Source organism: Ferrimonas aestuarii, from assembly GCF_005116665.1.
Classification (GTDB): domain Bacteria; phylum Pseudomonadota; class Gammaproteobacteria; order Enterobacterales; family Shewanellaceae; genus Ferrimonas; species Ferrimonas aestuarii.
Genome location: NZ_SWCJ01000001.1, coordinates 539532 through 559226, shown reverse-complemented (window position 1 = coordinate 559226; position 19695 = coordinate 539532). Strand labels below are relative to the sequence as shown.

Here is a 19695-nt window from a genome sequence, read left to right as displayed (position 1 = left end):
CTCTTTGACCTAGCTTAGGTGCAACATCATCTCAGCTGGGGATTCCAGTAAGGATTTCCACAGGTTACAGAATCGAGCAATGGTGCCGCCATCGATCACTCGATGGTCGCCAGACCAACTTACCTGCATGATGGTGCGAGCTTCCACCTCGCCCTGTTCGTTAAATCGAGGCAGGGTTTGCAGCTTACCCAGGGCAACAATGGCCACTTCTGGCTTATTGATGATTGGGGTGGCTACGGTGCCGCCAAGTGCGCCAATGTTAGACACCGACAAGCTGCCATCTTTCAGGTCATTGGGCGAAACCTTACCTTCGCGGGCCGCCTGAGTCAGGCGAGTCACCTCATTGGCAACCTCGATGATCGATTTCTCTTGTACCTGCTTAATATTTGGCACAATCAAACCCATCTTGCCATCCACCGCCATGCCGATGTTGTGATCTCCCAGATAGGTCAGCTCACTGCAATCGTCATTCACTCGGCTATTGAGCACCGGGTACTTAAGCGCCGCCACCGACATCGCTTTGATGATAAACGGCATCAACGTCAGCTTAACGCCCTGCTCTGCATAGCGGGTTTTAAGCTTTGCCCGCAAGGCCACCAGCTCAGTCAGATCCAACTCTTCACAGTAGGTAAAGTGTGGAATGGTCGATACCGAGGCGGTCATCTGCTTGGCCATGGCCGCCTTGATGCCCTTGATGGGTTCAACCCGATCCTTAGACTCGGCCGCTGGCGCCTGTGCTTCCACCAGCTGCGGCGCGCTGCCCTTGGTCACAAAGCGCTCAATGTCCTCTTTGTAAACTCGGCCACTTTTGCCACTGCCTGGTACTTCGGCAATATCCACATTGAGGCTGCGAGCCATACGGCGAACCGCAGGGCTGGCCAGTGCCTTACCTTTTGATTTTACCGGAGCTGTATTGTCGCCATCGGTTGGGGCTGATGCCGTCGCCACGCCGGTTTTCACCTCTCGAGTCACCTCAGCCACGGTTTCACTGGTGCTGGGCTTGGCTGCGGAGCTGGCCTCAGGAGCGGATACCGCCAACGCAAACAGCGGCTTATGAACCTTTGCGATTTCGCCCTGCTGAAAATGCAGCTTATGGATGGTGCCGTTTGACACTGCGGGGATCTCCACCACGGCCTTATCGGTCATCACTTCGCAGATAGGTTGGTCTTCCACCACCTCATCGCCTTCGGCCACCAGCCACTTGGCAATCTCACACTCAACAATGCCTTCGCCGATATCCGGTAAAATAAACTCTTCCACATTAACGGCTGAACCGACGTTAACGCTTGGCTCTGCGGTTTGTGTAGGCTGAGGTTCAGCTTGCGCCGCTGCAGGAGCCGAGGTTGGTTCTGAACTATCTGAGCCTGCCACCTCAACCGCAAACAGCGGTTGATGCACCTGAGCGATATCACCCTTGTTATAGTGAAGCTTGGCAATGACGCCATCGTAGGGCGCAGGGATCTCCACCACCGCTTTGTCGGTCATCACCTCGGCAATCACCTGATCTTCACTGATGGTTTCGCCCTCTTGGACTCGCCACTCCATCAGCTCACACTCAACCACACCTTCGCCAATGTCAGGCAGGATAAATTCTTTAATCATTCTCGACTTCCTTAAAACTCGACATTGGCCTTGATGGCTTCAAAGATCTTGAGGTGATCAGCCATGTGGGCTTGCTCTAGCGCCAGCGGATAGGGAGTGTCCATGCCACAAACTCGAGCGATAGGAGATTCCAAATGCAGGAAGCACTCCTGCTGAATCGTAGCGGCCACTTCACCGGCAAAACCGCCGGTCAACGGAGCTTCATGGCTAATCAATAAGCGACCGGTTTTGCACACCGACTTAGCCACGGTATCCACATCCCAAGGCAACAGAGTACGCAGGTCGATAATCTCACAGCTGATGCCGCTCTCCTGGGCCATTGCCGCCGCCTTTTCAATCAGCTCCATCTGGGCGCCCCAGCCCAGCAGCGTGATGTCCGTGCCCTGCTTCACCACGTCGGCGCGAGACAGGTCAATCTGATAATCCCCTTCTGGTACCTCACCCACTGCGGCGCGGTAGAGGCGTTTTGGCTCAAAGAAGATCACCGGGTTGTCGTCACGAATGGAGGCCAGCAACAAGCCTTTGGCTTCATAAGGATTACGAGGTACCACAATTTTTAGGCCCGGAGTGTGGGTAAAGTAGGCTTCCGGTGACTGAGAGTGGTAATGACCGCCAGCAATGCCGCCGCCATAAGGAGTGCGCACGGTAAGGCGGCCCACATCAAATTCGTTACCACTGCGGTAGCGGAATTTGGCTGATTCATTCACTAGCTGATCAAACGCTGGGAAGATGTAATCCGCAAATTGAATTTCCGCAATGGCGGTACTGCCTTGGGCGGCAAGGCCATTGGCAAAACCGATGATGCCTTGCTCAGTCAGCGGGGTGTTAAAACAGCGCTCACGGCCATACTTTTCTTGCAGCTTAGAGGTAGCTCGGAACACGCCACCGAAGTGACCCACGTCTTCACCAAATACCACGGCAGTGTCGTCACTGGCCATGGCCACGTCCATGGCGGAGTTGATCGCCTGTAATAGATTCATCTGAGCCACGGTTACGCCTCCTTGTCCGTGTCGGCTGGGTACACGTCTGGGTAGCGTGCCATGTGCGCTCTGGTCTGTTCGAGCTGCTGCTGAAGGTGCTTAGGAACCGTGTCGTACACGTCGGTTACCAAGGTGTTGTAGGCGGGCCGCTCAATCACTTCAGCCACTTTCACCGCCGCCAGCACCTCTTTGCGATAGCCCTCCATCAAGGCTTCATCTTGGGCATCATCCCACCAGCCCTTAGCCATCATCCACAGCTTAAAGCGGTGCACACCATCGTGTTCACGCCACTTGGCTTCCTCCTCTTTGGAGCGATAACCGCTTGGATCATCGGAGCTGGAATGCGCCCCAAGGCGATAGCTCATGGCTTCAATCAATACCGGTTTGTTCTCCGCCAGCGCCACCTCTCTGGCGTGCTGAGTCGCCGCTAATACCGCCAACAGATCGTTACCATCCACTCGGATGGTATCGATGCCATAGCCCACGCCACGAGGGGCGATACCATCACCAGCAAACTGCTCCTCTACCGGTGTTGAAATGGCATAACCGTTGTTACGGCAGAAGAAGATGGTTGGGCAATTGAGGACGGCTGCCATATTCAGGCCGGCGTGGAAGTCCCCTTCCGAGGCGGCGCCTTCACCGAAGTAACACAGGGTCAATGCGTCTTTGCCAGCACGCTTTTGGCCATAGGCGTAGCCTGCCGCTTGCGGGATCTGAGTACCCAGGGGCGAGGACACCGTCATGTAGTTAAGTTCGTTACTGCCGTAGTGAATTGGCATCTGGCGACCTTTACCCAGATCTTTCTCATTGGAGAACATCTGGTTCATGAACTGCTCGGTAGTAAAACCACGCAATCGCAAGGCCGCTTGTTCACGATACTGGGCCATGATCATATCGTCATCGCTCAGTGCAGCCGCACTGCCAGTCACTGCGGCTTCTTCGCCAATGCAGGTCATGTAGAAACTGATGCGGCCTTGGCGCTGGGCGGCCAGCATGCGCTCATCAAGAACGCGAATAAAGGCTAAGGTGTCGTAGATTTTAAGCGCCAGTTCTTTGTCTATGCTTGGCAGACTGGCTCCTGGATAAAGGGTGCCATCGGCCTGCAAAATCTTGAGAACCGGGATTTTCAAGGCGTGTCCCGAGGTCATCACCGCCTCGTGGACTTGATGTTGGGGTTCTAGGCTCATCTGTCGCTTCCGTCTGTGCTTAAGGCCAGCATCCCTGGCCGTTGTTATTGCTGTTCTTTTTTATTTCAACAACTGTTATGAGTCAGGCTAAGGGTACGGGCAAGACAGACGGGGGACAACTTCCGAACCAAGTTTGACGGCGATCACAGTTCGCCGTCTGTATCGGAAAATTTACAAACGGCGTTTGCAGTCAGATTGAGTATTTATTCAAAGTCAGTGCCAATTTCCGTCGGCACCACGGTCAACAAGGCTCGTTGACCAATGGCCACATTGGCGTTGGGGAAGATGATCGATTCTGCCTTGTCCCCCACTCGGATCGCGTTTCCATCTTCATTAGCCAGAACCGTATCCGGCGCAAACTCGCTGAAATTAGCGGCATCGTCACTGAAGGTGAAACGAAAGTCTTCGCTGTGCTTGTTAATCACTTGAGCCACATCAAACACCACTGACTCAGATAGCTCGGGCATCATCAGCGGTTCATTAGCCACCAACAATCTTAGCTGCGCCAAACAGGCTTCAAAGCGGCTCATGTCGTTCTGACCGAATGGTTTGACCTTACCCAGTTCCACGGTGAAAGCGTCAGCGCCAAACTCGTTGGAGGAGAAGTAACTGAAGGTGGTGGTTGGCGAGTGAGACAACAAGATGGTGTTGACGCCACAGCCCGCTAAAAAGCGAATCTGCTCTTTACGCCATGGCTTACCGTGACGGAACGGGTAGACGGCAAACTTCTCCCGCTTGGAGTCGCGGATGGCGGTGTGAAGATCGTAATGAAAACGCTCTCCCTCCCCAGCTTCAAAGAAGGATTTTACCGCCTGCTCCAGTTGCTTTGCCCGAGCGCGCTCCCGATTCAAGCTGTCAACGCCCTTTGAGTGTGCGCCGCTGAATAGGCGGTTCATGTTCTCCTCAATCCCGCGAGTCCCCGCCACCATCGCTTGAGGGTTGCCCATCAATAGCAGTAACCGATGCTGACACACTACGCTACCCGATAGGATGTCATTAAGAAGCTGATTGACGATCTCAATGGGCGCGGTTTCATTGCCATGAACGGCGCAGGACAGCACGATATTCTTGCCTTGAGGCGCGGCAGGCTGAACTTCAACAATGCCGGTATCAAGCAATCGAATTTGAGTACCGTTGTCTAAGGTGCGCTGCTCAAAAGGCAGAGAATTGGTTGGGTTAGCGAGGGTTTGTGCGAGAAAGTCTTGTTGTTCGAATAGCACCATGCACTCCATTTGCTGGTATTTTTCCGCCATTGTAAATGCTCTATCAGTCAGTTAACAGGGTGTTGAAATTTATTGTTTGCAATTGGAAAAGGTCATGATAGATTAAATGGACGTTTAGCCGTCTAGAAATCTAAAGGGATATAATCATGGCAATCGCAACCTTTGGCGCCGGATGTTTTTGGGGCGTAGAGCAGTTTTTCAAAGAAGTTGAAGGAGTCAAGCGAGCGACCTGTGGTTACATGGGCGGCGAGTCAGACAATCCGAGCTACCAAGAGGTAAAGACTGGCAATACTGGCCACGCTGAAGTGGTAGAGGTGGAGTTTGATGACACCATCGTTAGCTTTGAGCAGTTACTGGAGACCTTCTGGCAGTTCCACAACCCAACGACAGTTAATCAGCAAGGGGAAGATCACGGCAGTCAGTATCGCAGCGTGGTGTTCTATCACAATGATGCTCAAAAACAGCAAGCCCAGCTCTCCAAAGCCCATCAACAAAACTTTGGTTACTGGAAAGACAAAACCATTGTTACCGAAATTGAGCCAGTGCAGACCTTCTACGTCGCCGAAGAGTACCATCAAGGTTATTTCGACAAGCACGATCTGCCGAGCTGCCATATTGCTCTGTACTAATTGGCACTATGTAATACCACACAAAAAAGCCAACGCATTGCGTTGGCTTTTTCGGTTAGCTCCGTTGGTTAAACGGCAGCTTAGTTTTTCTCATCAAGGTCAATGCGAGGCTCAGTAGTCGTTTGAGTTGGTGCAGGGCTAGAAGCAACGGATGGCTCAGCAACGGTCACAGTCGCCGCCGGTTGAGTCTGACCAACACTTGCCTTAACCACACCATCAGGCACAGTTACTGGCTCAACTTTATCCTGATAGCTCACAACGCTGGCCTCAACCTGTGGCTTAGACTGTTTCTGTGGAAGCACTTTAGTGGTAGCAACCGGCTTTGAGGCCACATCACTGCGTCGCAGCAGTTCAGCCCAAACTTTCTGGTGTTCATTCAGGTTTAAAGTGCGCAAGTAGGACTCATAACCGCCCTTCTCCACAGTCACGTTGTGAATGCCTTTAGGCAGGTATACACGAACGGGGCTGTTGCCGTAATAAACGTTATCAACCAACACGCGATCTTGATGCTTGTTGGAGCGAACCTTTAGCTCAACCCAAGTCTCTTTATCTTTGTCGTTGGAAACGGTCACCAATGGCTTGCTACAGTATTTGTTACTCACTTCCAGCAGTTCACAAGGCGTGTGCTTGTTAGGAACCAATTGCATCTGCATCTGCACGTCGGTCATGAAGCGAGTTGCATCGATAAAGGTGCTTTTAACCACTTGGTTATCAGAAACCTGAACCGTCATAGACAGGCTTTCAATCTTATTCTCGAGCAGCTCTTTTTCTGTCAGCGCTGCAGTAATTCGGTCACGAAGCACATTAAATGCTTGCTGATTTGCCTGCTCATGGGCACGTTTGCTGCATTGACGCAGGGTCATGTCCAAAGAGCACTTCTCAGTGTGACTAACCTCAACCACATTACGCTTAGTGAGCTCGACCGCCAGTCGCTGAACCCGAGCTTCAGTATGTGCCTCTTTAAGCTTTACCAGTTCAGCTTGCAGGTTTAACTTTTGCTGCTCGATGCGAGCCAACTCCAACATCTCAGCTTCGATAGACTCACGCTTGTTTGCTTGTTGACTAAGGTTCTCTTTCACCTCGGCCCAAGCCGCTTGATAAGTACGTTGAACCACGCTGAGATCAAGACTTGGGTTCTCATCAAGACGGCGATACTCATTGTCTAAATTCGCTTTAGCTTTGTTTTTCTCGCTTTGTAATAACACTTCACGGTCAGCAAGTTCACCCAACTCCAATTTTAATCCATTAAGCAGATTCTGTTGTTGGGATAACGCGGAAATCTGTCGATCAATTTCACGCTCTTTTGATTCCACATTCGATAATGTCACATCAACTCTATCGGTAGATGCAACAATATTTGATGACGGTGAAACCGCATTCGCTTCAGTGTTTAACGCGTTATCTTCTGCCAAGCTAAGAGGGGCCCACAGAGTGGATGTAACAAGAAGAGATAAATGTAGAGGTCGCAACATAATCAATCTAAGCCCTTATACTTGGCCAAATTTCGAGATTGTGCCGAGTATATGTTCAATGGGGCTACAGGCGCAACATAAAGTTATATGCCATAGTGACTTATGACATATTTGAGACATTGCTAACTTTAAGAAATGTGACCTAAAGCCGCCTAGCTACTAGCCTGTGAGAGATCCATTACCGAATTAGATTTCGCGTCTTTCCTTTTCTAAATCCCTGTAGATAGGCAATATCGAGCAGCGTCATGAAATTGGCAGTGTCAATTATAAAACAGTGAATATATTCAGTTCACAAAATTTCATATTCAAGCGTAGATAATTTCACCCTTGATAACCAACGCTACCAACACTCATTTCACTATAGATATGCCGAAAGAAAGTTAAATACACCACCAAGTTACAACCCCAATCATTAATGCTTCTTCTGACGTGGGATTCAAATTCAATCTCGGTGCTAAATCACATAGCGACCATAATTTTAAAGAACTTAAACGGATCAACAAGAAAGTGGCGCTTTTGATAAACAAGCTCGCTCTAAGTGTTGATCCCAAAGCTGATGCTCATGATTCCAGTACTCCTTCACCACCACAAAGCCAAACCGCTGCAGCACCTTAGTAGATGCGATATTTTCTTTAAACACTTCAGCCACTAACGGCTCGTTTGGGCGATGTTTTGCAACCCATTCAAGCAGCGCACAAAGTGTTGCCTTACCGAGTCCCTGTCCCCAAAACTGACGATGCAATTTGTACCCAACTTCGCTCTCACCTTGTGGGTTGACATAAAAGGCGGCAGTACCAATTCTGCCCAAATCAGGATGGCAGACTAACCACAACTTGAGAGCATCCTCTTTATCATAGCCACGGACCAACTCTGGCATCTGCTCAACGATATTGGTCAGGGTTTGCGGCCCACGGTCGGTGTAACGCATCACCTCAGGGTCACGCTCTAATTCAAACAGCCACATGCTGTCTGCATAACACAAAGGTTCTAAAGTCAGCCTAGGTTCAATCAAGACTCAACTCCTTTTTTATTTTTTCAACCTGTTTAGTCTTGGGTGTTGATATCGATGCTGGCTGCGCCGCCGATGATTCAAGTCGATGCTCTTGCTCCTGGAAGGCAATACCGCGTTTTAAGCGAGCAGTTCTTTGTTTTGTCTCAAGTCCAAGGGCTTGACCCAATACGTCCACTAAACGACTTAATATTCGATAGATAACGTCCGCAGAGAAACCACCAAGTAGTGCAGCCACGGGCTTATGAAAACTGGCTGCCGCTGCCGAGCTGCCCTCTGCGAACTGACTGACTGGAATCAGCTCAGCAATGATTACGCCTCCCATCAATCCCATAATAAACAGCGTCCAATAGGTGGAATCAAACTTCGGATCATAACTGCCCACCTTGATGTACTCATTAACCTTATTCAAACTGGCAAAGGTGGCTCCAAGACCAGCACAGCTCAGCAAAAACACCTGATTCAGCAATAAAGTAAGCCCCTGAGAATTAAACAACCCTTGATTAATGGTAGTGAGATTTACATGAGGAGAAGTCGAAACCAAAATGGTCAACAGTAAGCACAGAATTGCTACGATGGAGAGCTTTCGTATCAGTTGCACCGGCCCCAAAAAATGAAACACGCTGGGATCATCCGCATCCCGCTTCATTAACGCAATGGACTTTGGCTTGGCGGGCTCAATGAGTTTAGCCAATTTGCCATGACACTCAATCAACATCGTCAGTTCATGGCTGCTGATGGGCTCCCAGTTGGGCTCACCATCAATAATGTAGCTCACCTTTAATTGATTGATATGAACCGGAACCTCCGGCGGCAGAGCGAGGCCCTGACCGGCAGCAAATCGAATCATGGCGTCAGCTTCTTCAACCATCTGACAAATGAAATGTGGCGTTGCCATCCTTGGTAACATCCTAAATTGATAAGTATCAGATAAAGCTAATCAACTATTGCAGTTGGTGCCATCTAAATTAACTCTGCAAGCTGCAAAAACGACTTTATCGCACAACCAAATAGGACTTATCCCACCTTACATGGAATTTCGGCCGCTCCAGTACCCAATGGCGAACAGTGCACAACCCCATAATCATCATGCCCACATAAAGCCAAGCTATCCCCTTACCCAGCAATCCTCTCTTAACTGGTTCAAAAAATTGAGATTTACTCACCACGCCGAACACAGAAAGGGGCTTGTCAGTACCGAACTTTGAGCCGATGTTTATCAATGATGTAAAAAATCATATTAATTAGTGACTTAAACAAGGAATATCAAATGATTTCAAAAGTTAAAGCCGCACTATTCACCATCACCATCGCCATTGGTGCCAGCTTCAATGCCGCCGCAGACTCCCCTTATGAAATCTGTATTTTTGAATGCATTGATAAAAGAATTATCTGTCTGAATGCAGGTGCCAATCCCTCTGATTGCGATCGCTTATATCGCCTATGTCGCAACAATTGTGGCGTACCTCAATAGTTACTTAAGCACCTTAAAATAAATAGGATTTATTCATGAAACTATTCACAACCTTGGCAGCCTCTGCCGCCTTTGCCATCGGTTTAGGTCTCAGCTTGCCCAGTAAGGCGATTGACAGCTGCGCATGGCGCTGTATCGACAATCACATGGCCTGCGTTGAATCTGGCCAGTTTAGCGAACGCTACTGCGAAAACGAGTACAAAGCTTGCCGAGTGAGTTGCTAAAAAGGACGGGCAGCCTCTAGGCTGCCCTTTTCATATCTTGCCAACGCCATTACCAAACCAGGTGCTAATCAGCACTAAACAGCTCGGAAACCAACCTTTGAGCGTCCTCTAACAACAGCTCCAAATGCGCTTCACTGTTCAAGCTTTCTGCATAGATCTTATAGATCGCTTCGGTACCCGACGGACGAGCCGCAAACCAACCATTTTCCGTGGTCACTTTTAGGCCGCCAATGGCACCATTATTACCTGGAGCGCGCGTGAGTTTTGCGGTAATGACTTCACCGGCCAAAGTATCGGAACTGACCTGCTCTGCAGATAAGGCTTTGAGTTTGGCTTTCTGTTCGTTATCGGCTGGAGCATCGATGCGACGATAGAACGCCTGACCAAACTGGGCCTCAAGCTTACGGTAGTGGCTGGCTGGGGACTCTCCCGTAACCGCCTGAATTTCTGCCGCCAGAAGCGCTAAGATAAAGCCATCTTTGTCCGTCGAGAACGCTTGGCCCTGCTTATCCAAAAAGCTGGCTCCGGCACTCTCTTCACCGCCAAAGGCAAGCTGTCCTTGATGCAGGCCTGACACGAACCACTTAAAGCCCACAGGCACTTCAAACAGAGTGCGCTGATGCTTGGCCACCACCTTATCGATGATGGCGCTTGATACCAAAGTCTTACCCACTGGCAGTTCGGAGGACCACTTTGGTCGATGAGCCAGCAGATAATCGATAGCAACAGCCAAGTAGTGATTTGGGTTCATCAAACCGCCATCTCGGCACACAATACCATGACGATCAAAGTCTGGATCATTGGCCACGCAGATATCAAAGTCGTCTTTAATCTTCAATAGGTTGCTCATGGCCGATGGTGACGAGCAATCCATGCGAATCTTGCCATCTTTATCCAAAGGCATGAAGGCAAACGCAGGGTCCACCCAGGGATTAACCACGGTTAAGTTGATGCCATAACACTTAGCAATGCGCTCCCAGGTGTGCACGCCTGAGCCACCCAAAGGATCCGCTCCAATACGGATGCCGGATTGAGCAATCGCCTCAAAATCAACCACCTCACCGAGGTGCTCCACGTAGGTGCCAATCATATCAACCTGCTCAACTAAACCGGTTGCCATGGCCACCGCAAGGCTTACCTGTTGCACTCCAGCCAAGTTGTCCTGAAGGTAGGCATTGGCACGCTCTGCAATAAAGTCGGTCGCGTCCACATCTGCCGGCCCCCCATGGGGCGGGTTGTACTTTATACCGCCATCTTGAGGAGGGTTGTGGGACGGAGTTAAAATCAAGCCGTCCGCTAACGCTTGGGACTGGCGGTTATGGTCCAAAATGGCGTGGGAGATCACCGGCGTGGCCACAAAGCCCCGCTCTTGCTGAACTCGAACTTGGATGCCGTTTGCGGCAAGCACCTGCAGCACCGAACTGAACGCGCACTGGCTTAACGCATGGGTGTCAAACCCCACAAACATTGGGCCTTCGAAACCTTGTTGGTTACGGTAGTCCACAGTGGCTTGGGTGATGGCGAGTATATGCTGCTCATTGAAGGCGCGATTAAATGCGCTGCCACGATGGCCAGAGGTACCAAAGCTCACTCGTTCGGACGGCTGCTTTGAATTGGGTTTATCGGTGTAATAGCAGCTAATAAGATGGCTGATGTCTACTACATCAGACGGCGTAGCAGGCCGGCCTGCTCTTGGGTGTAATGCCATATCAATTCCTACCTTTCGCGTCCTTGCCAATACACAGAGGTATAACACCAATTGCGTCGAGGGTCTTATGTTCTTGCCATTAGCCTTTCAGCTAACCAATGACAAAGCTCCTCATAGAATCGGTATAAATAGTTAATCAGTAAAATAAAAATAAGCCATCACATTGATGGCTTATTTTATATCTAAATTAAGTAGCCGTGCCTCAGATGCGATCTGCGACTTCCACAGCAAGCTCTTCGGAGCACCCTAACTTCACCGCAGCTTCTTTGAGTAAGTTGCGCTTTTTGGCGGTATTGTTGTTGGAGGTCACCCAGTAATCACTTAGGCCAATCTGTTTCGGGTTGGCGGTTTTACTGGCTTTGAGAAGCTCCTCTTTGCTCAAGGCAAAATAGAGGCGATCTCGACCACGGATCTCCAAAACTTGGGCAAAGGCTTGGGGCTGTTGACGATACAGGGCATCAAGCAGATACAGGAAACGACCTACCGCGCCTTTTTGCTGGGCCAACATCGGATCCTCTAACAGCTCACTAAATTGACCAGACTCAGCAATGCGAGAACGCACTTCCACTTTCTCTGGTTCAGCCTCATCGACCTCAACGTTAGAACAGGACTCTAAGCTTGGCTCACTGATGGTCTTCGGCTTTTCTACCGCGATGGCATCAGTAGGCAGTTTTAACAAGCGGCGCAAAATATCTGAAGCGCTCTCACCAATCTGCTGGGTATTGCTTGCAATGTAGCTGTACAGTTCGTCGTCGATTTCGATGTATTTCATAGGCTTTCCGATCGCCGGGGTGGATATCAAGGGGCATTATAACCACAGGCCAAAGCCTGAGGCTACGGCTCGGTTTGCATTTTGCTACTCAGCCTTGCACAATCGCCGTCAAAACCGACATGGACCACGTCAATGCTAGATTTCTCTGTTGAGGGTCAAGGCCCTGCCATCTTCCTACTCCACGGCCTTTTTGGGAACAAAGACAACCTCGCCGGTGTCGGCAATGCCTTACTGGAAGCCGGATTTCAGGTGATCCGCTGTGACCTGCCAAACCATGGTCTATCGCCCATGAGCCAATCGATGCAACTGGCTGACATGGCTCAACTTGTTGAACTGACTCGGGCGCACCTTCAATTAGAATGCATCGCCATGCTGGGACACTCTTTGGGCGGTAAAGTCGCCATGACTTACGCGCTTGCCTATCCAGAACGCGTCAGTGCGCTGATCGTGGCCGACATCGCCCCCAGCGCCTACAAGGTGGAACGTCACCAAAATATTTTGCGGGCATTTGAACGAATGAACGCTCAACCACCAGCAAACCGTCAGCAGGCTAAGCAGGTACTGACCGATGAAGGCATCGATCTGGCCACCGCCGGATTTTTGCTAAAAAACTTCCGCACTCACCCAGATGAAACCGAGCCCCGCTGGTTAATGGACAGCGCTCAAGTGATTAAACACTATTGGGATATTCTTGGCGCGGTTCCTTTTCGTGCTCCTTACACTGGCCCAGTTCAGTTCATTAAAGGTGAGCGTTCCGATTACCTGACCGCAGAACACCGACTCGATGTGGAGGCGCGTTTCCCCAACGCCAAAGCCCGCGTTATCCCAAATACTGGCCACTGGCTACACGCAGAGCAACCGCAGATCTTTAACCGTCACTGCGTGAGCTTTTTCAGTCGTCATCTATTAACAGCAACCCAGTAATTATTTGATATTGATTCTCATTTAAAACTCATGCAGCATAATGCCACGCTATCAACATTGACGATCTGCATGACGGGCAAGGTTCACTAACTGCTTAACGGGTGAATCATGACGGACTGCCTCCCTAAGTGATCAAATATCGCGCCGGCGAGGTATAACAGAGATGAAAACCATTACTCAGGGCTTGCTGCTGTGATATAGTAGCCCGCCGGTTGAACCAGGATGGTAAGCAGATGATAGTCAGTGATGTAGCTCAGCTCGAAGCGGTTGGTTTAAACCTATTTTTTGCTGCAGTATTTTTTCTGATCGGGATGTCGATCCGGGACGTCTTAAATAAAGGCAATGTGCCCAAATTTGGTCGGTACATTGTTTGGCTTGTGCTCTTTTTAGGCTGCGCCGGTTTTATCGCCAAAGGGGTGATTCAATTGGTGTGGGAAGGAGCCGGGGTAGGTTAAGTAGCACCAGCGCATGGCAGTAGAAAAAACAGATAGAACCACTATGGATCTGTTTGCGACTGAGAAACGTCGTGGCAGGCCAAGAAGCAATCCCCTGCCTCGTAAAGAGCAGCTGCGAGTCAATAAGCGCAATCAAATTCAGCGTGACCGCACCCTGGGGCTAAAGCGAATTGAACTTAAAGTTTCTGACACACTCTATAATGCGCTAAATGAGCACGCTGCTGCTAATGGCATCAGCCGCAGCCACCTTATAGAGTCCATCTTGATGGAACAGTTAGACAGCATTGGTAAGGCCTAACTTCGTTAGGCAAGTAATTGACCCAAAGATAGGTAAGAAAATGGCAAGCGTAGGTCTGTTTTTCGGAAGCGACACAGGTAACACTGAAGCCGTCGCCAAGATGATCCAGAAGAAACTGGGTGGACTCTGTGATGTAAAAGACATCGCCAAAAGCTCCAAAGAGGAGATTGAAGAGTTTAGCCTGCTACTGTTCGGTATCCCAACTTGGTACTACGGCGAAGCTCAATGCGACTGGGATGACTTCTTCCCTGAGCTGGAGCAGATCGATTTTACTGATCGCCTAGTAGCAATCTTTGGTTGTGGTGACCAGGAAGATTACGCCGAGTATTTCCTGGACGCCATGGGCATGGTGGGTGACATCGTTCGCGACCGTGGTGGCATCATTGTTGGTCACACCAGCACCGAAGGCTTTGAATTCGAAGCGTCCAAAGCGCTTGTTGATGAAAACACCTTCGTCGGCCTTGGCATCGACGAAGACCGTCAACCAGAGCTGACCGAAGCCCGCGTAGACGCTTGGGTTAAGCAGATTTACGAAGAGATGTGCCTAGCCGAGCTTGGCTAAGGGCATAACTCCCGTTATTCGTAACGCCAATACAAAAAATCCAGCATCTCGACGCTGGATTTTTTTATGCCTGTTTGATTTCTGATTGCCGCCTGCGCTCCCTCTGACAACGCTTGGAGCAATACTTCACCTCATCCCACACTCGTTGCCAGCGCTTACGCCACTGAAACGGTCGCTGGCAGACTGGGCAGGTTTTTATAGGTAAACTCTCCTTAAATCCTTTCACCCCTATCTCGCCCCCAATTCAGCCAGTCTGGGCTGCGCCTTTTTCCAAAAGCCAAAGAACACGATCCCAGTCTCGCCACTGCCCTATTATCTCAACCCCATGTTGCTGCAACTGCGACAGGGGCGCGCCCACTCCATCAAGCGCTGGACCAACTCCTTGTTGGCAGTGAATGACTCGATTGGAGCCGGTAGCTATGATCTTCTGCGTCAGTTGATTGGCATCAATCACTTCAACCGGCCTACCCAGTTGCCGCGACAAATGTGTTGCGCCGCCTTCAAAAGCCGAAGCTTTAAATTCGGCTACAGGCGCTGACAACCGAGACCAGTCGCTTCTCACCAGCACCACCTCGCCGATCTGGTGCCAAGGTAGCGGGAATTCCTGCAGATAGAGATCATCCTCGGTCACTAACAGTAGCGCCTCGTTATCTTTCCCTCCAGACACAGGCTCAGATAGCGCAAACGTCACTGGTTCGCTCTGGTAAGCCTTATCCAGAGGCAGCGCTTGAGCCCGTTCATTTAACTCCCCATAGGGAGCAAACCGCCCGTCGGTGTATTTCGCGATGTTATCCGCCCGAGCCACATAGTGCTTTCCTTGAGTATGCAGTCCCGCAACCCAGCGCCATGATAGGGTATTGGACGCCGGGCAACCATCCAGCAGATGATCCAAAAAAAACTGTGCTCCCAGCTGCCATGGCAATCTGAGGGTGAAAATCCAGATGCTGGCAAACCACATCCGAGCGTGGTTATGAAGGTATCCACTCTGAATGAGCTCACTGGCCCAAGCATCAAAACAGGTAAGGCCCGTCTGAGCTTGAACCGCTCGGCGATAGAGCTCCCCCTGCTCAAGGTTCAAGCCCCTTTGGGCGTGCTCGCAGCCCGTAAGATAATCTCGCCAGATTTGAGGCCGCTGCTGCAGATAACCTTTCCAATAGCTTCGCCACAGCAGCTCTTGAAGAAACTTCTGCCCTTGACTCGGACCATGGGCGTTAAGCACCGCCAAGGCCACCTCATGTTCAAGCAAGATTCGATGTCTTAGGTAAGGAGAGAGCCTCGACACTGGGCTAGGTTTTACGGACTCATTGCTCTGAAGCTGCTGATATTCCGGCACATAATTACGCAGCGCCGCGTAGGAACGGCCACTTTTAGGAACAAACGCCTGCAGCCGCTGCAACGCATCGGTTCGACATGGAGGCCAAGCTAATGATGGTTTCATCTCTCCCCCTTAAAACTCATCTGGGTTGGCAATGATGGTGGCAGCTCTACTTAAAATGCCTTGGCGCTCGGACTCATCTCGTCCATCGAAGCTGCGATAGATCACACCGATGCGCGGATTTTGCTGCAAGCGCTGCCGATGTTTATCCATAAAGTGCCAATAGAGTGAATTAAAGGGGCAGGCTTTATCGCCTACGGCCAATTCAACCTGGTAGGAGCAGGACTTACAATAATCAGACTGCTTATTGATATAACGGCCTGACGCAGCATAGGGCTTGCTAGCCATGCGCCCCCCATCCCCGTGAAGCGCCATGCCGAGGGTGTTGGGCAGTTCAACCCACTCAAACGCATCCACGTACACCGCCAAATACCAATCGCAGACCAGCTTGGGGCTGACCCCCACCATCAACGCGAAATTCCCAATCACCATCAGCCGCTGAATGTGATGGGCATAACCATATTCAAGGGTTTGTCCGATGGACTGGCTTAAGCAGTGCATTTTAGTGGGCTTTCCCCAAAACAGCGCAGGCAAAGGCTGATTGGCTTCCAGCGCATTCAGATCACCATACTCAGGCATCCACAACCAGTACAAACCACGTACGTACTCCCGCCACCCCAGTATTTGACGAATAAAGCCTTCAACGGCATTCAATGGTGCCTCGCCGCGGTGGTAAGCCCACTGCGCTTTTTGGCATACCATCATGGGATCTAGCAATCCCACGTTAATGAGCGCCGACACCATGCCATGAAACATAAAAGGCTCATCGGTGACCATGGCGTCTTGGTAGCGACCAAAGTGAGCCAAGCGGCTCTCTAAAAATGCATCGAACCACAGCTCTGCATCGCGCCGAGTTACTGGCAACCACCAGTGGTCGAGTTGGCCTGGGTTATCCCTAAAATGACACTCAACCAGCGCCAACACATCCTCGGTAATGCGGTCTTTTTCGATCACCGGCAGCTCAGGAATGCCCACTTTGGCGTCGTACTTTTTGCGATTGTCCGCATCGAAATTCCACTTGCCTCCCACCGGCTTGTCGCTAGGCTCCATCAACAGCCCGGTTTGGCGGCGCATGTAACGATAGAAATACTCCAGCCTGAGCTGCTTTCGCCCCTTGGCCCACTGCTGGAATTCCGAAAGTGAACAGAAGAATCGGCTATCCTCAAACTGCTCAACATCAATGCCAAGCACCTGGGCCCAGCGGTTTATCTGCTGTTGCAGTCGCCATTCGCCACACCGAGTCACCAACAGGCGCTCGCCCTCCTCTTCAGTGACCACCTGTTGTAGCAAAGATTGAAAATCGGAGTGTGGGCAGTCTGGGTCCAACCGATAGTAGCTCACCCGCCACCCTACACTGCGCAGCTCTTCGGCAAAGTGGCGCATGGCGGAAAACAGGAAAGCCAGCTTCTGTTTGTGATGGGCGACGTAGCTGGCCTCTTCCGCCAACTCCGCCATCACCACCAGATCTTGCTGGGGGTTGGCCGCTTGTAAACTGGGCAGATTCAACGACAGTTGATCCCCAAGCACCACCACAATATTTGCCATGACTAACCTCACGCTAATGCGACTGACTTAGTGTTTATCCACTAACACTACGGCCCGCACTTCAGAATGGGTCCAAACAAAAAAGACGCCCGGTTGGGGCGCCTCTTTTAGGTTCAGTTTATCTTTGATAACAACGTCTTGGTTCACTAGGCCGAGGGGGTCGAACCTGATGCAACGCTAAATTCGCGCTTAGGCAGCCTGCTTGTGTTTAGCAAACACTCGTCGAATGTAGAGCTCCCGGGTGAGACGGCACACTACATCGCCTTTAGCATCCTTCACTTCCACCACAAACTTAGGTAGATATTTAGCGCCGTTTTCAGTGGCTTCAAGCACTTTGGAAACCATTTCGGTGGTCAAGATAAACTCCGCCGTCAACTTGCCTTTACCTGGCTTCACAAATTCGATGTCGGCTGATTTGTCCCACACTCGATAGCCTCTGCCTAGCTTACCCATCAATAACAGAGCGTAGAACGGATCGGTCATGGAGAATAGGCTACCGCCGTAATGGCTTTTGTTGACATTGCGGTTCCAAGGTCGCTCTTTCAGGGACACTCTGCAGTAGCTGTAGTCTTTCGCCAACTTTTCAATTCGAATGCTGCTGAACAGCAATGGTGGCCAAAGGTTCATGATGCGGCGCGCAAAGGTCGCAGATACGGGAATTGCCATAATAAAAACTGGTCATACCTTCTAATTTTCGGCCATTTATACCTAAGCGTGACAAGAAAGTCACCTTTGAATAACCTTCTTATTATAGTGTCATTCCCTGCAGCACCAACAATTGGCTCCCCAAGTTACCTAAACCCCACGCCAAAGCAGTTTAATGCACTACCAAAATCACAAAAGACATCAATCATTCGCTGAAAAACCTTATTTTTCGACACTTTGAAAGACAGTATATTTCGCTATCCTTAGGCTGAATTTGACCGTACAATCGAGATTCCTTGTTGCTCACTTTTGCCCCGCAGAGGTATTCGCGGCCATGCACGCAATTCTTAAATCCGACAAACTCAGTAGCGTTTGCTACGACATCCGTGGGCCAGTGGCTCGAGAAGCCAAACGCCTGGAAGATGAAGGCCACCGAGTACTCAAACTGAACATCGGCAACCCTGCGCCATTTGGCTTTGAAGCCCCTGACGAAATTGTGCGGGATGTGATCCACAACCTTCCAGAAAGCCAGGGCTACTGCGATTCCAGAGGGCTTTTCTCAGCCCGTAAAGCGGTGGTTCAGTACTATCAGCAGTTGGGCATTCACGATATTGACGTTGATGATGTGTACATCGGCAACGGCGTATCAGAGCTCATCGTCATGGCGATGCAGGGTCTGTTGAACAATGGTGATGAAGTTCTGGTTCCAGCTCCCGATTACCCACTTTGGACCGCCGCGGTACATCTGGCCGGAGGCACTGCCCGCCACTATCGCTGTGATGAGCAAGCAGACTGGTTCCCAGATCTGGACGACATTCGCGCCAAGATCACCCCTCGCACCAAAGCTCTGGTGCTGATCAACCCCAATAACCCAACCGGTGCGGTATACAGCAAAGCGGTGCTGGAGGGCCTACTGCAGATCGCCCGTGAACACAACTTAGTGGTGTTCTCTGACGAGATCTACGACAAAATCCTCTACGATGGCGCCGAGCATATCCCAACCTGCACCTTGGCTGACGACCTATTTATTATCACTTTCAACGGGCTATCAAAGACCTACCGTGCGGCAGGTTTTCGCGCCGGGTGGATGATGCTAAGCGGCGATCGCGGCCGAGCCAAAAACTACATCGAAGGGCTGGAGATGCTGGCCTCCATGCGCCTTTGTGCCAATGTACCGGTTCAGCATGCGATTCAAACCGCACTGGGGGGCTATCAGAGCATCAACGAGCTGATTCTGCCTGGAGGACGATTGCTGGAGCAGCGTAATCTAGTGGTTGACCGTCTCAATGCCATCGACGGGGTTAGCTGTGCCATGCCTAAAGGCGCCATGTATGCCTTCCCGAAATTGGACGTGAAACGCTTTAATCTTATTGACGATGAAAAGCTGGTACTGGATCTTCTGATGCAGGAAAAAATTCTGCTAGTACAAGGCACTGCCTTTAACTGGCCAGAGCCTGACCACCTGCGGTTTGTGTTTTTGCCCCACATCGAAGATCTCGACCGAGCGATGGACAAATTCGAAGCCTTTTTAAGCCGCTATCGCCAGTAGGA

At 50.7% G+C, this 19695-nt stretch carries 21 protein-coding genes; 8 read left to right on the top strand and 13 right to left on the bottom strand.

From position 1 onward, the window contains the following. Nucleotides 1-9: 9 nt before the first annotated feature. The 4 genes from FCL42_RS02500 to astE form a co-directional block, all read right to left on the bottom strand. Complete coding sequence (locus tag FCL42_RS02500) at nucleotides 10-1602, bottom strand: dihydrolipoyllysine-residue acetyltransferase (protein ID WP_136861785.1); 1593 nt, start codon at nucleotides 1600-1602, stop codon at nucleotides 10-12. A gap of 11 nt (nucleotides 1603-1613) precedes the next feature. After that, complete coding sequence (locus FCL42_RS02495) at nucleotides 1614-2591, bottom strand: alpha-ketoacid dehydrogenase subunit beta (protein WP_136861784.1); 978 nt, start codon at nucleotides 2589-2591, stop codon at nucleotides 1614-1616. Nucleotides 2592-2593: 2 nt separating this feature from the next. Then, nucleotides 2594-3769, bottom strand: a complete 1176-nt coding sequence (locus tag FCL42_RS02490; protein ID WP_136861783.1) for a thiamine pyrophosphate-dependent dehydrogenase E1 component subunit alpha — start codon at nucleotides 3767-3769, stop codon at nucleotides 2594-2596. 203 nt (nucleotides 3770-3972) lie between these two features. Then, the gene (gene astE / locus FCL42_RS02485; protein WP_229359751.1) at nucleotides 3973-5022 is read right to left on the bottom strand and encodes a succinylglutamate desuccinylase; all 1050 of its coding nucleotides are present in this window, start codon (nucleotides 5020-5022) and stop codon (nucleotides 3973-3975) included. 116 nt (nucleotides 5023-5138) lie between these two features. Between astE and msrA the strand changes: the two genes are divergently transcribed. After that, on the top strand, nucleotides 5139-5621 hold the full coding sequence (msrA, locus tag FCL42_RS02480) for a peptide-methionine (S)-S-oxide reductase MsrA (RefSeq protein ID WP_136861782.1): 483 nt from the start codon (nucleotides 5139-5141) through the stop codon (nucleotides 5619-5621). 80 nt (nucleotides 5622-5701) lie between these two features. On the opposite strand, the gene FCL42_RS02475 is transcribed toward msrA, so the two are convergent. The 3 genes from FCL42_RS02475 to FCL42_RS02465 form a co-directional block, all read right to left on the bottom strand. Continuing rightward, a complete protein-coding gene (locus FCL42_RS02475; RefSeq protein WP_169308256.1) occupies nucleotides 5702-6949 on the bottom strand; it encodes a PEGA domain-containing protein in 1248 nt (415 codons plus the stop codon). A 640-nt stretch (nucleotides 6950-7589) separates the two neighbouring features. Further along, nucleotides 7590-8105 carry a GNAT family N-acetyltransferase gene (locus tag FCL42_RS02470; RefSeq protein WP_136861780.1) on the bottom strand — a complete coding sequence of 172 codons (516 nt, stop codon included), beginning with the start codon at nucleotides 8103-8105 and terminating at the stop codon, nucleotides 7590-7592. Then, nucleotides 8098-9000, bottom strand: coding sequence for a hypothetical protein (locus FCL42_RS02465; protein WP_136861779.1), 903 nt, complete (start codon nucleotides 8998-9000; stop codon nucleotides 8098-8100). Before FCL42_RS02465 ends, FCL42_RS02470 begins: the two co-directional genes overlap by 8 nt. A 372-nt stretch (nucleotides 9001-9372) precedes the next feature. Here FCL42_RS02465 and FCL42_RS02460 point away from each other — a divergent pair, with 372 nt between their 5' ends. After that, complete coding sequence (locus tag FCL42_RS02460; protein WP_136861778.1) at nucleotides 9373-9576, top strand: hypothetical protein; 204 nt, start codon at nucleotides 9373-9375, stop codon at nucleotides 9574-9576. Between the two features lie 35 nt (nucleotides 9577-9611). Further along, entirely contained in the window at nucleotides 9612-9800 is a 189-nt protein-coding gene (locus FCL42_RS02455; RefSeq protein WP_136861777.1) for a hypothetical protein, read from the top strand. Between the two features lie 64 nt (nucleotides 9801-9864). Here the strand turns inward: FCL42_RS02455 and pgm are convergent, their stop codons facing one another. Both pgm and seqA read right to left on the bottom strand, forming a co-directional pair. After that, complete coding sequence (gene pgm, locus FCL42_RS02450; protein WP_136861776.1) at nucleotides 9865-11508, bottom strand: phosphoglucomutase (alpha-D-glucose-1,6-bisphosphate-dependent); 1644 nt, start codon at nucleotides 11506-11508, stop codon at nucleotides 9865-9867. A 202-nt stretch (nucleotides 11509-11710) separates the two neighbouring features. Continuing rightward, on the bottom strand, nucleotides 11711-12280 hold the full coding sequence (gene seqA, locus FCL42_RS02445) for a replication initiation negative regulator SeqA (protein ID WP_136861775.1): 570 nt from the start codon (nucleotides 12278-12280) through the stop codon (nucleotides 11711-11713). Nucleotides 12281-12412: 132 nt separating this feature from the next. On the opposite strand from seqA, the gene FCL42_RS02440 reads away from it, so the two are divergent. From FCL42_RS02440 to fldA, 4 genes are all read left to right on the top strand, one after another. After that, on the top strand, nucleotides 12413-13204 hold the full coding sequence (locus FCL42_RS02440; protein WP_136861774.1) for an alpha/beta fold hydrolase: 792 nt from the start codon (nucleotides 12413-12415) through the stop codon (nucleotides 13202-13204). A 233-nt stretch (nucleotides 13205-13437) separates the two neighbouring features. Continuing rightward, complete coding sequence (locus FCL42_RS02435) at nucleotides 13438-13659, top strand: DUF2788 domain-containing protein (protein WP_136861773.1); 222 nt, start codon at nucleotides 13438-13440, stop codon at nucleotides 13657-13659. A gap of 13 nt (nucleotides 13660-13672) precedes the next feature. Continuing rightward, nucleotides 13673-13957: a LexA regulated protein gene (gene ybfE / locus FCL42_RS02430; protein WP_136861772.1), complete on the top strand. Its 285-nt coding sequence runs from the start codon at nucleotides 13673-13675 to the stop codon at nucleotides 13955-13957. A 40-nt stretch (nucleotides 13958-13997) separates the two neighbouring features. Further along, nucleotides 13998-14519 carry a flavodoxin FldA gene (gene fldA, locus FCL42_RS02425; RefSeq protein ID WP_136861771.1) on the top strand — a complete coding sequence of 174 codons (522 nt, stop codon included), beginning with the start codon at nucleotides 13998-14000 and terminating at the stop codon, nucleotides 14517-14519. A gap of 64 nt (nucleotides 14520-14583) precedes the next feature. Here the strand turns inward: fldA and FCL42_RS02420 are convergent, their stop codons facing one another. The 4 genes from FCL42_RS02420 to FCL42_RS02405 form a co-directional block, all read right to left on the bottom strand. Then, the gene (locus tag FCL42_RS02420; RefSeq protein ID WP_136861770.1) at nucleotides 14584-14745 is read right to left on the bottom strand and encodes a DUF2256 domain-containing protein; all 162 of its coding nucleotides are present in this window, start codon (nucleotides 14743-14745) and stop codon (nucleotides 14584-14586) included. An 18-nt stretch (nucleotides 14746-14763) separates the two neighbouring features. Further along, nucleotides 14764-15957, bottom strand: a complete 1194-nt coding sequence (locus tag FCL42_RS02415; RefSeq protein WP_136861769.1) for an FAD-binding domain-containing protein — start codon at nucleotides 15955-15957, stop codon at nucleotides 14764-14766. 9 nt (nucleotides 15958-15966) lie between these two features. Further along, a complete protein-coding gene (locus FCL42_RS02410; RefSeq protein WP_136861768.1) occupies nucleotides 15967-17499 on the bottom strand; it encodes a cryptochrome/photolyase family protein in 1533 nt (510 codons plus the stop codon). A gap of 189 nt (nucleotides 17500-17688) precedes the next feature. Next, a complete protein-coding gene (locus FCL42_RS02405; RefSeq protein ID WP_136861767.1) occupies nucleotides 17689-18165 on the bottom strand; it encodes a DUF4442 domain-containing protein in 477 nt (158 codons plus the stop codon). 313 nt (nucleotides 18166-18478) lie between these two features. Between FCL42_RS02405 and FCL42_RS02400 the strand changes: the two genes are divergently transcribed. Continuing rightward, a complete protein-coding gene (locus FCL42_RS02400; RefSeq protein ID WP_136861766.1) occupies nucleotides 18479-19693 on the top strand; it encodes a pyridoxal phosphate-dependent aminotransferase in 1215 nt (404 codons plus the stop codon). Nucleotides 19694-19695 lie beyond the last annotated feature (2 nt).

Bases quoted from the DNA above. Each gene is read 5' to 3' on its own strand.
- FCL42_RS02500 (WP_136861785.1), bottom strand. From the start codon at position 1,602: ATGATTAAAGAATTTATCCTGCCTGACATTGGCGAAGGTGTGGTTGAG.
- FCL42_RS02490 (WP_136861783.1), bottom strand. From the start codon at position 3,769: ATGAGCCTAGAACCCCAACATCAAGTCCACGAGGCGGTGATGACCTCG.
- astE (WP_229359751.1), bottom strand. From the start codon at position 5,022: ATGGCGGAAAAATACCAGCAAATGGAGTGCATGGTGCTATTCGAACAA.
- msrA (WP_136861782.1), top strand. From the start codon at position 5,139: ATGGCAATCGCAACCTTTGGCGCCGGATGTTTTTGGGGCGTAGAGCAG.
- FCL42_RS02465 (WP_136861779.1), bottom strand. From the start codon at position 9,000: ATGGCAACGCCACATTTCATTTGTCAGATGGTTGAAGAAGCTGACGCC.
- FCL42_RS02460 (WP_136861778.1), top strand. From the start codon at position 9,373: ATGATTTCAAAAGTTAAAGCCGCACTATTCACCATCACCATCGCCATT.
- FCL42_RS02455 (WP_136861777.1), top strand. From the start codon at position 9,612: ATGAAACTATTCACAACCTTGGCAGCCTCTGCCGCCTTTGCCATCGGT.
- pgm (WP_136861776.1), bottom strand. From the start codon at position 11,508: ATGGCATTACACCCAAGAGCAGGCCGGCCTGCTACGCCGTCTGATGTA.
- seqA (WP_136861775.1), bottom strand. From the start codon at position 12,280: ATGAAATACATCGAAATCGACGACGAACTGTACAGCTACATTGCAAGC.
- FCL42_RS02440 (WP_136861774.1), top strand. From the start codon at position 12,413: ATGCTAGATTTCTCTGTTGAGGGTCAAGGCCCTGCCATCTTCCTACTC.
- FCL42_RS02435 (WP_136861773.1), top strand. From the start codon at position 13,438: ATGATAGTCAGTGATGTAGCTCAGCTCGAAGCGGTTGGTTTAAACCTA.
- ybfE (WP_136861772.1), top strand. From the start codon at position 13,673: ATGGCAGTAGAAAAAACAGATAGAACCACTATGGATCTGTTTGCGACT.
- fldA (WP_136861771.1), top strand. From the start codon at position 13,998: ATGGCAAGCGTAGGTCTGTTTTTCGGAAGCGACACAGGTAACACTGAA.
- FCL42_RS02415 (WP_136861769.1), bottom strand. From the start codon at position 15,957: ATGAAACCATCATTAGCTTGGCCTCCATGTCGAACCGATGCGTTGCAG.
- FCL42_RS02410 (WP_136861768.1), bottom strand. From the start codon at position 17,499: ATGGCAAATATTGTGGTGGTGCTTGGGGATCAACTGTCGTTGAATCTG.
- FCL42_RS02405 (WP_136861767.1), bottom strand. From the start codon at position 18,165: ATGGCAATTCCCGTATCTGCGACCTTTGCGCGCCGCATCATGAACCTT.
- FCL42_RS02400 (WP_136861766.1), top strand. From the start codon at position 18,479: ATGCACGCAATTCTTAAATCCGACAAACTCAGTAGCGTTTGCTACGAC.